Genomic DNA, 14,868 nt, shown 5'->3' on the forward strand with positions numbered 1-14,868 from the left:
CTAAAGAAATTTTTTATATAATTTGGGCGTTCCCCTAAAGGGGGTCGCGCTTTACATTCCAATCTTTTTGCGAGGAACGAGCAAAAAGTATTTCCTCTGCAATCGCTAACCGAAATAGCCGAAATGAGAGGTGCGCTAACGATGGGAATGGCATCCTCCTAATTGGCCTCTAAAAGCCAATTAAAGATACAATGGACAGCGTGTAAAAGCGCCTTAATACTTGTTAATCGTCGCAGCCTTGAAGATGATTTCGGGTTCCTCAAACGCATGACTGGTTTTTGAATCAATAGGTTTTGTTCCCATACAATACCTAGTATGTTCTGAGCGTCATTTTTGCTTAACAGATCGCTCTCTCTGGTTGAGGAAAACGTTCTGCCTCTGCCATAAATTGCACTGCTTTTTCAACCATTTTACTCGACCCAATAAATATAGGCGACCTTTGATGAATGTCTGTAATTGGAAGGTCTAATATCCGATCTTTCCCGTTGGTTGCGCAACCACCGGCTTGTTCTACAATAAAGGCCATTGGGTTACACTCATAAACCATGCGCAGTTTCCCCTGCGGAGAAGTAGCGGTTCTGGGATAAATAAATATTCCACCCTTAATTAGGTTTCGGTGTATATCTGCCACCATCGAACCAATGTACCTTGAAGTATAGGGGCGGTTGGTTTTCTCGTCGGCCATTTGGCAGTATTTGATGTATTTTTTTACACCTGTGGGAAAGTTGATGTAATTGCCCTCGTTTATAGAATAAATTAGCCCGTTTGTAGGAATGCGCATAACCGGATGTGAAAGGCAAAATTCGCCGATGGAAGGATCCAGCGTAAATCCATTAACACCTTTGCCGGTGGTGTACACCAACATCGTTGAGGAGCCGTAAATGACATATCCTGCAGCAACCTGGGCATTTCCCGACTGCAACACGTCGGATAACGTAGCGGGTCCGTCGACGGACACTCGCCTGTAAATAGAGAAAATGGTTCCAACAGCTACGTTTACATCAATGTTAGAAGAGCCATCTAAAGGATCTATGGCTACAATGTATTTGGCATCTTTAGAGACTTCCGCATGTATAGGAATGAAATGTTCATTTTCCTCTGAGGCAACGATGCAAAATTCTCCGCCGCTTGTTAGGGCCGCAAGAAATTGTTCGTTGGCATACACATCTAGCTTTTGTTGGCGTTCTCCCTGAACATTGGTGTCGGCTGCATTGCCCAAAATATCCATTAAACCAGCCTTGTTTACCGCTCTATTTACGATTTTTGCAGCGATGCCAATGTCGCGCAAGAGACGGGACAATTCGCCTTTTGCATATTTAAAATCGGCCTGTTTTTCTATAATAAATTGTCCAAGAGTTTTGGCTTGCACCATAATGCGTTTATTTGAGGTTTAAAATTTTACAGCTTATTAAAGTGTTATGCGGATGTTTTACTTTAACTGGTTCACATTGCCCAGATGCTAGGCCTAAGTTTAGTGAAATAGCGCACAACTTTTGTCGTTTTTAAAGAGCCGTAGGCTATGTAGCTATGCATTTCTTGTATTTTAGAGTTTAGAACTTCAACGCTGAAACACCGGGTCCGGCTGCGTTTATTTCGTTCCCTACAGCTTCGCTGTATTGAAGAAAACTAGCGCCAAAAAGACTTGAAAGTTTGTACGCGGCATACATGTAAGCTTCCTTATCATCCCACTGATTGGCAGGATATAACATGTCAGCGGGTACGCCAGGGCAACTTTCTGGGATTTCTAACTGAAAAACACCATGTTTCCGATAATTGCCATGTGCTAAATCTCCGTTCATAGCTGCCTTAATAATTTTGCGGGTAATGGCTAAGGGAATGCGCTTCCCTTCATTACAATCTCCACCCATCCAGCCCGTGTTGATCAGCCATACATTTATGGGACTGGCCTTCAATTTCTTTCCAAGTAAATTGGCGTAGGTAACCGGTGAAAGAGGTAAAAAAGCGCTTCCGAAACAGGCAGAAAATGTGGGGAGTGGTTCGTCGATTCCCGATTCTGTACCTGCGAGTTTACAAGTATACCCCGACAGAAAATAGTACATGGCCTGCGCTAAGGATAGTTTAGAAATTGGTGGCAAAACCCCAAAGGCGTCTGCGCTTAAAAAAAACACGTCTTTAGGCGCTGCCGCAACGGCAGGAATAACTGCTTTTGGGATGTAATTTAAAGGATACGCAGCCCTGCCATTTTCTGTTTTAACTTTACTTTGATAATCGGGGAGTTGCGTTCCTTTTTTAAAAGGGACGTTTTCTAGGAGTGACAAATTTCGAATGGCAGAAAATATTTGTGGTTCTTTTTCTGGGCTTAATCCATAGGTTTTTGCATAGCAACCACCCTCGAAATTAAAAAGGCCATTTGCTCCCCATCCATGTTCATCATCTCCCACCAAAAACCGTTCTGGGTCTGCAGAAAGGGTCGTTTTGCCCGTTCCAGACAAGCCAAAAAACACACTACTTGCGCCATCTTTTCCTACGTTTGCGGCACAGTGCATAGGTAAAATTTCTTTAAAAGGAAGTAGAAAGTTAAGCACACTAAACATGGCTTTTTTAAGCTCTCCATTATAGGCGGTCCCACCGATTAATACCACCCGCCTACTAAAATTTATAATGGTAAAGTTCTGCTGTCTGGTGCCATCTGTAGTTGGATCTGCCTTAAAGCCAGGTGCAGCTATCAAGGTCCATTCTTGCGGGATTTTTGGAGTGCTTAATTCTGGGCGTAGGAACATGTGATGTGCGAAAAGATTTTGCGTAGCGGTTTCAGTAATTACTCGCAAATTCAATTGGCAAGACTTTTCTGCACAGAGAAAAGCATCCCGTACATAAAGCGTTTTTTTATTCAGGTATAAACAGACCTTAGTGTAGAGGATGTCGAATTTTTCTGTCGCGTAAGGTTTGTTAATTTCTCCCCAATTTACTTGCGCTTTAGTGATGTCATCCGAAACGATATAGCGGTCTTTTGGTGATCTTCCTGTAAACATTCCGGTGTCTACCGACAAAGCGCCGCTGTCTGTCAATAAGCCTTCTTGCTCTTTGAGGGCAATTTTAACTAAATCTTCGGGCGGGGTTTGATAATAAAAATTTTTCGGATCCAATTGTAGATCGTCCAGCACGGGCCGGACAAACGGAGTTTGGCTTTCTTTCATTAAAAAAAGGATTAATAGTTAGTTCGACGCAAACTTAGAAATAGATTTTCACATTAAAGAAATTTAATTTACTGAAAATCAGGTTATTGTAACTCTTACACTAAGTTTATCTATTTGATAATCAAATGTTTCAACCTACTCAATTAAGAAATTATTTTGATTAATTTTTTTTAAGATGAAGGCTGCTCGGACTAGGTTCTGCCTGTTAAATTAATGTGGTCGACAAGGAATCTATTTTTTAGTGTGCCTATCATCGCTCTAATAAAATTTGGGAGGAAGACGACGCTGCACATGTTTATAAAAACCATTAGAATGTACTGTTAATGCGTTTTATTCTTGGCTATTTAACCAAATGCCATTGCCATTGAAAGGTTAGCAAATTTGTAAAAATGATTTGCGGGGCAGTAAACTTAAATGCATCGGTTTACATCGAACTCTGGAAGGCGGAAAGTGCCATGCCTTCTGCACCAACCAATATTTTGTTGTCCTTAATTTTCGATTGAAAGGGTGAAGCTGAAGGTTGAGCCTTCGCCTGGTTCACTTTCAACCCACAAGGTTCCGCCATGATTTTTGATGATTTCTGCACAAATGTATAAGCCAACGCCCATACCGGGAAAATTTTTTTGAATGTCTAATGCGCGGAAGAACCGATCGAATATTTTTTTCTGATCTTCTACCGAGATGCCCATTCCGTAATCTGTAATCGATGTCTTTACAAAACTACCTACCCTGGATATTTCGACCCGAATCTCGCTGCTGTCGGGCGCATATTTAATGCCGTTGGAAATCAGATTGTTGATGACTTGTGTGACGTGCGATTCATCCATATTTAGGGCCACTTGGGTAGCACCTTTTAAGGAAATATGATGGTTTGGGTGTGCAACTCGCATTCCTTCTATAGCTTCTTCAATTATTTTATCAAAATTTGATACACTTTTATAAAGCGCTAAATTGCCCGTTTGGATTTTAGAAACATCCAACAACTCATTGATGAGGTTATTTAGCCTGTTTACATAGAGATCAGTTTTCGCGATCATGCTTTTAAATTTTTCAGAAGAATTTTCTGGAGCCATCCGCTGAATAATCTGCATATAGCCTTTCACCGTTGTAAGCGGCGTTTTTAGCTCATGACTAGCAACGCTTAAAAAGTCGTCTTTTCTGCGCTCTATTTCCGTGCGTTCTGTCACGTCTTCAATCGCAAGAAGAATCCTGTCTTTATAATTCCCCTCAATTTCAATCCGATGGGCGTTTACCAACATTAATTTCTTTCCTATGTGAGGAAAATCATGTTCAACTACAAAATTTTCTACAGCATTATTGGTCGGCAGAATTTCTTCTAAAAGCATCCGCAAACCTGAAATATTCCATCGACCATTTCCAAGATCATAAAGGTATTTTCCTTCTGTTTCGGCCCTAGCAACTTTGAATGTTTTCAGGAAATGTTCGTTCACACTCAATACATGAATGTCTTTATCCAGCACGATGAGTGACTCTCTAACAGTCTGTACAATACTGTTAAAGTATTCCTGGCTTTCCCTAACAAGGAGCCTGCGTTCAATTGATTTTTCCTCTATAGTTTGTTGGCCCTGTAAGAGCGCAATTTCAGTGCACTTACGCTGGCTTATATCATTTTGAACACCAATAAAATGAGTTACGACGTTTTCATTATTTTTAACGACCGATAGATAGAGCTCATTCCAGAAAGGAATTCCATTTTTGGTGTAATTCCTGATTTCAACCATACATGATTCACCATTCTTTATCGCACTTCGCATAGTTTCTATGGCAATTTGACTTTTGTCTTCCGACTGTAAAAACCGGCAATTGTGTCCAATTATTTCTGCGCGACTGTAACCTGTCATCATTTCAAATGCCTTGTTACAATAAATAATAGGGTTGTCGTGCTGCTGATTGTCGGTGATGACCACGCCAGATATGCTCACGTCTAAGGCGCGGTTAATCAATTCAAGATCCATCTGCAAACCATCGTTTGAAAATGAGAATTTTGTTGAGTTAAAATTTTTCAAGAGAAAAAACTTTGTGAACTGAAATTTATTATAAAGCTAGATAGATAAACCCCCATTCACTAAAATTGTTGGAAGATTTATTCTTAGGCGGCTAATTTCTTATATCCGTTTAATAAATAATCACCTGTGGATTTGCTTTTAGTAGGCGTGGGAATACGTAGGTTTATAAATAAATAGTACAGCAGGGATTTTTCTGCCGAATAAGCAGTAGTTCCACATTGCCCTCCGAAAAGGGTATAAAATGTGAATTGAAAAAAGAGCAGTTTTAGGATTTTCTAGACCGCTAAGTTTTAAGCGCTACCACTGTTAAAAATTCATTCGTCTTGCAACCATTTCTAAGAGCTACGCCAAGTCCTAATTCAATTAGCTGCTAGTTAACGTCGAAATCTTAGACATCGATTGTTATAATAAAGAAAGGCAAATGGCTATTTCTGCATCTGTCTCTGTGTAGATAGAATCTATGGACTTAAATTCCGTCGCTTGTTCTAACGACCTGGCGAGTTGTGCGAGTCTTGGCAAACCTGCTGAAGAAGCTGTTCCATAGAGTTTATGCGCAGCTGGCGATATGAGCAAGAGATCTTGTTTGGCATAGCTATGCGCTAATGAGGTTTTCGCTTGCGTCAGCTGCTGTTTGGTCATCATTATGATCGTATCAAGTAGCGACTGATTTCCCTTTACTATTCCATTTAACATACTCCTATCTATGTGTTCTTCCATCTGCATATCTTTAATTTCGACAGATGTTGAAGAAATTTCTTGTTTTGGCAACCAATTGCGAAGTACTTCTCGCAAGGATTCTTCTGAAACCGGCTTAGGCACGAAGTCATTCATTCCGACTTTGATACACTGCTCGCGTTCATCCTTCACATTGCCTGCGGTTAAAGCTATGATCGGTACCGAATGCATCCCTTCTATAAGCCTGATGGCTGAAGCGGCATCATAACCATTCATTTCTGGCATCTGAATGTCCATTAAAACGATCTCAGGTTTTTTAAGTTTAGCGAGTTCTAATGCCTGAAGACCGTCACTTGCCTGCAAAATTTCTGCATTTGGGAAAGCACTTTCAATATAGGTAACTGCCAAGAGCATATTTACAGGATTGTCGTCTGCTACGAGAATTTTTAATGCTTTGTCAGAAATGCTTGCTCGAGATGCCAAAATGCGTGCACTGCTGACTTTCGCCTGATCTCTGAGCGAGGCCAAAGATCGGTATAAATTTTCTGCTCTTACAGGTTTAGAAATGCTACAATTTATTTGTGACTGTTTGCGGGCATTAAGAATTTTTAAGTCCTCCGAAGAACTGTGCAGCAGTAAAATAGGAAAATCTTGCATGAAATCTGGAAATTTTTCGCGCATCTTTTCCACAGTCTCTATTCCATTATAAATGGGCATGTGGTAATCGATAATCATCGCATCAAACTTAGCCCCAGAACCCATCAAAGCAATGGCTTCCATTCCATTGCGCGCCTGATGACAAACTATGCCTTTACCCGTTAACATCTCGTTTAAAATTGTTCTATTGTTGTCGTTATCGTCTACAATTAAAATATCCTTTACCCAACTTAAGTCGCTGTCTACATCTATATACTCATTTTCTGTGCGAGCAAGAATCTCGAAAGAAAATTCGCTGCCGCGGCCTTGGCTGCTGTGCACATCCATTTTGCTGTCCATCTTTTCTAGCAACTTACTGCTTATGGCTAAACCAAGGCCTGTTCCTCCATATTTTTTGCTGGTTGAGGAATCCTCTTGCTCAAAAGCTTTGAAAATTTTATTTAGTTTTTCTTCATTGATGCCGATGCCAGTGTCTCGTACGGCAAAGCGAATCAAAGAATCATTTCCTTTCCGCTCAAACACCATAACGCTAAGCTCAATTTCACCACTTTCCGTAAACTTTGCAGCATTACTCAATAGGTTGTATAAAATCTGCTTTAGCCTAACGGGATCAGCCCAGATAAACCTAGGCACATCAGGGCCAATATTTAGTAATAATTCTACTCCTTTTTGTTGAACCTGAAAACTGATAATGTCTGTTGCTTGGCTACATAGTTCTATTACATCACAACGTTCAATGTCCAGCTCAAGCTTGCCTGCCTCAATTTTAGAAAAATCTAAGATGTCATTTATGATGTTTAAAAGATCATTTGAAGATTGGTGTACAATCTTTAAATACTGCGATTGTAAATCGCTGAGGTCTGTCTTTAGTACTAAATCTGTGAAACCAATAATTCCGTTTAACGGAGTTCTAATTTCATGGCTCATATTGGATACAAACTCCGATTTTGCAAAACTTGCCTGTTCCGCAATTTCCTTTGCCACTTTAAGTTCCTCTGTCTGTTTTACGGCCGAAGTAATGTCTTGCGTAAAAATAACCATGCCGCCAATCTTTCCAGGCGATTCATACCACGGACGCATTTCCCATTTTAAAACGACCGGTTCTGCTCTGCCCGGCAGCTGGATAACGTCTTGCTCTTTAACTTCTACCGATCCAGCCAAAATCCGCTGGTGGCGGTCTTTGCCTTCCTGACCGATGAATTTAAACCACTCGTAGTAAGAAGTTCCAATCAACACGCGATCTTTCAAGTCATAAACCTCTACCCATCGGTTGCTCACCGCAATGTATTTCATGTCGTTATCCAACATGGCTACTGCAGCAGGTGCGTGTTCTGCAAATGCTGCAAGAATTCCTGAAGCTCTTTTGGCTAGAATCTCGATCTTCTTGCGTTGGTCAATGTCTTGAAATGATCCATACAATCTTTTGCATACGCCCTCTTCGAACATTGATTTTCCAATGCATTTTACCCATTTTTCTTTGCCATTAAATGTTTTAATTTGCAGTTCTAAATCCCACCCTTCGCCGGTAGAGATGCATTTATCCAATGCACGTTCGATGAGCTCACGAGATTCTCCATCGTTATAGAAATTTAGTCCTTGATCAAGAGAGGGCTGAAAATCTTCAGGAACTTCATGGATTTGCCTGGTTTCTTCAGTCCATTGTAGGCTTTTATCTTCAAAATTCAACTGCCATCCCCCAACTTCAGCAAGCTGATTTGTTTGTTGAAGGAGGTCTGTTACCTGTACCAATTTCTGTTCTATAAGTAATCGTTCAGTAACATCAAGGCCGTTTCCTAACACATAATCGGGCTCGCCAGGATAGCTTTCTATGACATTGTTAAACATCAGGGTTCTAAATATACCGTCTTTTGTTCGTACATGCATCTCGCCCGTCCCACGGCCGGCTTTAGCGATGTGATCAAGATATAGTCTAAGGGCTTCGTGCTTCTTATCTGGAATAATGTCAAAGAGGCTCATTTGTTGAAGCTCTTGCTGGGTATAGCCCAACATATCAGCACCGGCTTTATTCACTGAACTAAAATTACCCACCAGATCGTGGGTACACAGCAACCCTCGAGAATTTTGAAATAAAGCCCTCATGTAAGATTCACTTTTTGAAAGCTTGGCTTGACTTTCTTTAAGCAGGGTTACGTCTCTACCTGTTGCAAAAAGATTGCCGGTAAGGGGCTCGGGGCTCGCAACCCATTGAATTACTTTATATGTTCCAGCAGTTGTAAGAAAACGATGCTCGAAATTGGCAACGGGATAACCCGATTTAAGCTTCCCTACCGCTTTTATGGTTTTGTTTAAATCTTGGGGATGAACAAAATCAAAAATGTTTTTCTCAAGCATATCTGCCTCTTTCCATCCAAGTAGGTGTTCAAAAGCAGGATTAACTTTTATAAAAAAGCCATCAGCACCGACAACACACAACAGATCGTTTGAGAATAAAAAATGCTTTTCAAAGTTGCGCAGTTCGGTCCTCATTCTCCTCGCTTTGATCAGGCTCATTACCTCAAGGCTAAGCATTCGAAGGGCTTCCTTTTGATTTTCACGCAGTGCATTAGGCTTTTTATCAATTACACATAAAGAGCCAAGTGCATGGCCATCGGCGTCTGTAATTGGATAGCCTCCATAATATTTTATATTCGGCGCTTCCACCACTAGCGGGTTGCTGCAAAAACGAACATCTTTATCGGCGTCTTTAACTTCGAAAAACGCAGAATCCATAATTGTATATCTACAGAAAGCCACATCTCTAGAGGTATGGTCGCCATCAATGCCGACTTTAGATTTGAACCATTGCGTGTCCTCATCCAATAGCGTAATGATCGAAATAGGCATTTCGCAGATGATAGATGCAAGACTGGTAATCCGATCATACTCCGCCTCAGAAAGTGAATGGTCGATGCCATAGCTTTTCAATGCCTTTAGACGGGAGATTTCATTTGTTGGGACGATTAAATCTTGCATGATCAGCTGAGCTGGAAGTATGGGTTAAAATTAAGATTAAATAATTGTGCAAATTAAATATAAGTTTGCGCTAATTTGTTTCGAAAAAATTAATTTATTGAACATCAAAAAGGAGTAAAGGAGTTCACGCCATGCAGGTTCTGCTATCGACCATTCAATTGGCTCGAAGTGATTTTACGTTTATCATAAATTTATGTTAAGAAATTAAACATTGAGCCATTTAAAATTTGTCGCAAAAAAAAAGGCTTGAAACTGCTTCAAAAGGCATTCATGTATAAAAGAATAAATTTGTGTTGTGTAAATAAGTTATTGGTGTATAAATAGTTTTATTACTTTCAGAAGTATCGAAAAGAGTCGAATTTATGGGCTGTAAATTTCTATACACGAGATTTTAGCTTTCGGCTTCATTTTGATATTGATTGTCAATTTTTGTTCTAAAATAAATAAAAAATTTATAAAAAACAGCTGATCGGTCAGTGTTGATGTGTTTAGTTTTGGATCGCCGTAAACTTATTTATCAAATGACCACTTCAGCGCATAACTAAATCAATTCTGCTGCTTCAGTGTAAGTTAAAAATTGTTTCACCCACACTCCATTCCAGCATCAGCTCTCTTTTTGGCTTGGCTTAACCCTGGGTATTTCTATAAAAAAGATATTAGACGCACAATCTGTAGCACAAAAATCAAATGCATTAAAACCTAATTTACCTGAGATCGAAATTCGACTAAAACATTTTTTCTATATTTAAGCTTTAGTGATTTTCAACGGCAGTTTAATGTAAGGGTTTTTCAGCAACGCCTGGTATCATTCTTTTGGCTTTTTCTGCAATTAAATACAAATTAAAAGAGCGATGAGCGGTTTGGGAAACTTAAATTGGGGTTCGAAAGCGATTTGGCTTTTAGTCTAATTAATTATGGAAAATCTGTTTAACAATCATCGTTTAAATAAAAGACTATGTTTTTAGATAATTATAAGAGAAACTATCAATTTAGAAGCCGCAACAACAATGGCAAATACAATTGGCTTGCGGTATTGGTGTCGGTATTGATTTTTGCTTTACTTTGGTATTTTTTTGCTTAGCGGGCGCCTTAAAACAAAAAAAACATCACCAAAATGCTGGTCATGTTTTTTAGAAATTTTGTAGCAGCGTTTAAGTGAATTAGATATTTTAAACGCCTTTCTTACTCGTCATACTTGCTTTCTTTGCAGGTGCAGAAGTTCTGTTTGTCGCTTTTGCATTTGCCGACTTAGCAGCTGTCGCTTTAGGTTTTTTATCTGCTTTAGCGTCAGACAACTTGGTGTCTGATTGAGCATCTTCTTCGTCTTTTAGCGCTTCCTCCGTAAACAAAGGCATATCTTTAAGGGTGTTGTACCAAGTTACAATTTTCTTCATGTCAGATCCGTAGACCTTTTCTTGATCGTAGCCAGGGGCAACTTCGCCAAAATATGCTTTCAACGCAACCGCATCTCCTTTTGGATCAACTGCATCACCTTTTGTAGCCATGTTTGTAAAAATAGCGACCAGTTTTATTTCTTCGTCTTCACCATAAACGGTAATGTCTTCTAAAGATGCAAGTTTGGTATTTGCCATATTGGCTGTAAACTTAACCTTTTGTTCGTCTAAGCTTTCCAAAATGTAACCAACTTTATTTTGTCCAACCAATTTGAACAACCCGGGCTTGCCAGATACGGCAACTATTCCTCTTAGGTTCATATTTTTATATTGAGATATGAGTTTAAATGATTCTGTGATGCGCTCTGAGTGCTTGAGTACTTCTCAAGAAAGCAATGCAACTTTTTCGAACCTTAATCGATAATTTCTATGCTATTAATTACATCGCCTTGGCGTACGTCGTCTACTAAATCTACATTGTCTACCACTTTGCCAAAAACAGTATGGTTTCTATCTAAGTGAGCAGTATTCTCTCTGCTGTGGCAGATAAAAAATTGTGATCCGCCAGTATTTCTTCCAGAATGCGCCATAGAAAGGACACCTCTGTCGTGATGCTGATTTGCGCCCTCCAATTCACAATCGATCTTATATCCCGGACCACCGGTTCCAGCCAAATGCGCTTTAGAAGGATCTTTCGTATTTGGATCACCTGTTTGTACCATAAAGTTAGGAATTACGCGGTGGAAATTCACACCGTCATAAAATCCTTCTTTAGCTAGTTTTTTAAAATTTGCTACGGTGTTCGGAGCGTCTTGTTCAAAAAATTCAACGGTCATGTTGCCTTTATCGGTCTTTATTATTGCTTTACTCATTGTTACTGCGGTTAAAAAAATAAAAATTCTGTGCCTCTCAAACTTGTGAAGCTGGTGTAATTGTCAAAATTAATAAAATTTATCACACAACGATACCACAAATTTCAGCAAGCCGTTAAATTATGGTAATTTAGTATTTTAAGCGCATGTTCCTCCGAAAAAAATACCTCCTTCTCTTTTGCTGTTTGATAAGTACTTTGGCAGTCAGGGCTTCATCTATTCTAATTTATATGGATGAGGATCAAAAAAACGACCTCAAAGCCTATGGAATTGCGTATTGGAGCATTACCAAACAAGCCGACGTAGATTGGCTCCTAAATTACAGAGGAGGTAGCTTTCTGATTAAATACAATGCGCAGATAGAAAACGAATGTAAAATAAGAGGCGTTTCTTACGAGATATTACCAGATGGGAAAGTTGTGAATCTGCTTAATGAAATCAGTGACCCTTCCGTAAACATGGAAATGGTGAAGCTCGAAAAAGCGCCAAAGATTGCTGTCTATTCGCCTAAAAGTAAATTGCCTTGGGATGATGCCGTTACTTTGGTGTTAACTTATGCAGAGATACCTTATGACATTGTCTACGACGACGATATTCTACAAGATAAACTAAGCAAATACGATTGGTTACACCTGCATCACGAAGATTTTACAGGTCAGTATGGCCGTTTTTGGTCTTCATTCAAGTATGCAAGTTGGTATCAAAATGATGTGAAGACCCAAGAAGCATTGGCTAAGAAAATGGGTTTTAAAAAAGTTTCTGAAATGAAATTGGCGGTTGCAAAACACATAAAGGAATATTGTGTTGGTGGCGGGTTTTTGTTTGCGATGTGTTCTGGCACTGACACTTTCGATATTGCGCTTGCTGCCGACGGTACCGACATATGTGCAGCAATGTTTGATGGAGACGCTGCAGACCCAAATGCGCAGTCGAAGTTAGATTTTAGCAAAACGCTAGCTTTTCAAGATTTTAAGTTAAACACCAACCCTGGCGATTATGAATTCTCTAACCTGGACGTTACCCACACACGGTCGCTAACCGAAACCGACGACTATTTTACGCTGTTTGATTTCTCTGCGAAATGGGACCTAGTACCCACCATGCTTACCCAAAACCATGAAAAAGTAATTAAGGGATTTATGGGTCAAACAACCGCTTTTAGAAAAGATTTAATTAAACCGAGCATCACCATTTTGGGCGAAAACATAGGCGCAAACGAAGTGCGTTATCTACACGGCGAAATCGGAAAAGGACAGTTTACTTTTTATGGCGGCCACGATCCCGAAGATTATCAACATGCCATCGGCGACCCACCTACAGATTTAAGTCTCCACCCAAATTCTCCCGGTTACAGGCTGATATTAAATAATGTACTTTTCCCTGCAGCCAAGAAAAAGCCGCAAAAAACTTAAGCAGTTTTTTTGATCTGCCACACTTCTAACCCCTTTTCGCATATAATTGTCGAAACCAAAATGCTATTTACTACAATTTGGGGTAAAGCTCTACAGCAGAAATTACGACTACTATTTAACCAATAAAATTTGTATACTGCCTGTAAATTAGATTATTAGCTTAATAAATTCGATTAAACAATGATGTTGGCACGGCTTTTGAAAACAGAGCCGCAATTGAGGGTTGGAATTTACCGACTCCCCATTAATGAGTTAATTTTAAAAAGCAATATCATGAGAAAATTGATAATCGGTGCAGCAGCGTTATTAGTTACAACAGGTGCATTTGCACAAAGCACCATGAGTGGATCAAGTGCAAGATTCGGTTTGAAAGCAGGCGTTAATCTGTCTAGCTACAGCGGTACAGGTGCAAGAGATCTAGATTATAAGAACAATGTTGGTTACAATGTAACTGCCTTCGGAGATTTCGCCGTAGGAAATAACTTTTTCATTCAACCAGGTGTTTCGTTGCAGAATAAAGGAGCAAAGATCGAGAGTTCTAGTGCACTAGGCGGTACAACCGTTACTGGAACATTTAAGCAAGATGTAATGGCAGTGGAAGTTCCAATTAACGCGGTATTAAGAATCCCTACCGGAACTTCGGGTGCTGTACAAATTAATGCAGGTCCTTACATTGGTTTTAACATTTCTGGTAAAAACAAATACACAGGAACCTATACAAACAGCGCATTTGCCGGCACCACTTACAACAATAGCGATGTAAAATTTGGAAGTAGCAACACGGATGATTTGAGCAGTCTTGATTACGGTGCAAACTTTGGTTTAGCCTACCGGTTAAATTCCGGTCTTTCTATCGGAGCCAACTATGGTTTAGGATTGGCTAACCTTGTCCCAAAAGATGCTAGATCTAATGACGATAAACTTAGAAATCGTGTAATTGGTCTTTCAATTGGGTATTCTTTATAATAAAACCAATAAAGTCTTTGGCCGTTTTAGATTTATTCCTAGAACGGCCTTTTTTTTATCTAAGTGCGTGCTTGAGATATCAATTTGTATTGCTATTACGGGTATTTAATTTCTCACGCGTCTTCCCACAGACCAAATGTAATCTTAAAGTGTTGATGACCGGCGGATGTTTCGGTTAGCGATTGCAGAGGAAGTCCTTTTCGCGAGTAACGATCAAAAAGATTGGAACGTAAAGCGCGACCCTCTTCAGGGGAACGCCCAAAAACCCTAAAATATTTTAGTTTTCAAATAGTTTGATATTTAGTTGGGCGCTTTTACACGCTGTCCATTGTATCTTTAATTGGCTTTAAGGGCCAATTAAAGGATGTCATTTCCATCGTTAGCGCTCTTGGCAGGCGGATGTCTCGCGTTAGCGATTGCAGAGGAAATCCTTTTTGTGAGGAACGAACAAAAAGATTGGAACGGAAAGCGCGACCCTCTTCAGGGTAACGCCCAAATGTTTAAAAATTTCTTTAGTCTAAATTGATCATTGTTTTGGCGCTTTTACACGCTGTCCATTGTATCTTTAATTGGCTTTTAAAGGCCAATTAAAGGATGCCATTCCCATCGTTAGCGCACCTCTCATTTCGGCTATTTCGGTTAGCGATTGCAGAGGAAATCCTCCTATGATTAATATTACCTTTTTTTAAAGAAAGATCAAAAGATTTCCTTTGGAACAGGGCCTTCTAACGGCC

9 protein-coding genes are annotated in these 14,868 nt (G+C 39.8%); 3 read left to right on the forward strand and 6 right to left on the reverse strand.

The window, feature by feature from the left end; all coding sequences use genetic code 11:
* Positions 1-337: 337 nt before the first annotated feature.
* The 4 genes from fbp to ACVWYG_RS18825 form a co-directional block, all read right to left on the reverse strand.
* Positions 338-1,372 (reverse strand): class 1 fructose-bisphosphatase, encoded by a 1,035-nt coding sequence (gene fbp / locus ACVWYG_RS18810; RefSeq protein ID WP_457272538.1) that lies wholly within the window; start codon positions 1,370-1,372, stop codon positions 338-340.
* A gap of 178 nt (positions 1,373-1,550) precedes the next feature.
* Positions 1,551-3,158, reverse strand: a complete 1,608-nt coding sequence (gene pckA / locus ACVWYG_RS18815) for a phosphoenolpyruvate carboxykinase (ATP) (protein ID WP_457272540.1) — start codon at positions 3,156-3,158, stop codon at positions 1,551-1,553.
* 488 nt (positions 3,159-3,646) lie between these two features.
* Entirely contained in the window at positions 3,647-5,185 is a 1,539-nt protein-coding gene (locus ACVWYG_RS18820; protein ID WP_457272542.1) for a PAS domain-containing protein, read from the reverse strand.
* A 402-nt stretch (positions 5,186-5,587) separates the two neighbouring features.
* Positions 5,588-9,490 carry a response regulator gene (locus ACVWYG_RS18825; RefSeq protein ID WP_457272544.1) on the reverse strand — a complete coding sequence of 1,301 codons (3,903 nt, stop codon included), beginning with the start codon at positions 9,488-9,490 and terminating at the stop codon, positions 5,588-5,590.
* 955 nt (positions 9,491-10,445) lie between these two features.
* Here ACVWYG_RS18825 and ACVWYG_RS18830 point away from each other — a divergent pair.
* Positions 10,446-10,571 carry a hypothetical protein gene (locus tag ACVWYG_RS18830; protein ID WP_457272545.1) on the forward strand — a complete coding sequence of 42 codons (126 nt, stop codon included), beginning with the start codon at positions 10,446-10,448 and terminating at the stop codon, positions 10,569-10,571.
* 88 nt (positions 10,572-10,659) lie between these two features.
* Here ACVWYG_RS18830 and ACVWYG_RS18835 read toward each other — a convergent pair whose 3' ends face one another.
* Complete coding sequence (locus ACVWYG_RS18835) at positions 10,660-11,205, reverse strand: DUF5606 family protein (protein WP_457272547.1); 546 nt, start codon at positions 11,203-11,205, stop codon at positions 10,660-10,662.
* A 92-nt stretch (positions 11,206-11,297) separates the two neighbouring features.
* Positions 11,298-11,756 carry a peptidylprolyl isomerase gene (locus ACVWYG_RS18840; protein WP_457272549.1) on the reverse strand — a complete coding sequence of 153 codons (459 nt, stop codon included), beginning with the start codon at positions 11,754-11,756 and terminating at the stop codon, positions 11,298-11,300.
* Positions 11,757-11,986: 230 nt separating this feature from the next.
* Between ACVWYG_RS18840 and ACVWYG_RS18845 the strand changes: the two genes are divergently transcribed.
* Together ACVWYG_RS18845 and ACVWYG_RS18850 are read left to right on the forward strand one after the other, a co-directional pair.
* Positions 11,987-13,168 carry an asparagine synthetase B gene (locus ACVWYG_RS18845; protein ID WP_457272551.1) on the forward strand — a complete coding sequence of 394 codons (1,182 nt, stop codon included), beginning with the start codon at positions 11,987-11,989 and terminating at the stop codon, positions 13,166-13,168.
* A gap of 273 nt (positions 13,169-13,441) precedes the next feature.
* Positions 13,442-14,134 carry a porin family protein gene (locus ACVWYG_RS18850; RefSeq protein WP_457272553.1) on the forward strand — a complete coding sequence of 231 codons (693 nt, stop codon included), beginning with the start codon at positions 13,442-13,444 and terminating at the stop codon, positions 14,132-14,134.
* Positions 14,135-14,868: the final 734 nt, after the last annotated feature.

Source organism: Pedobacter sp. UYEF25 (assembly GCF_054061655.1).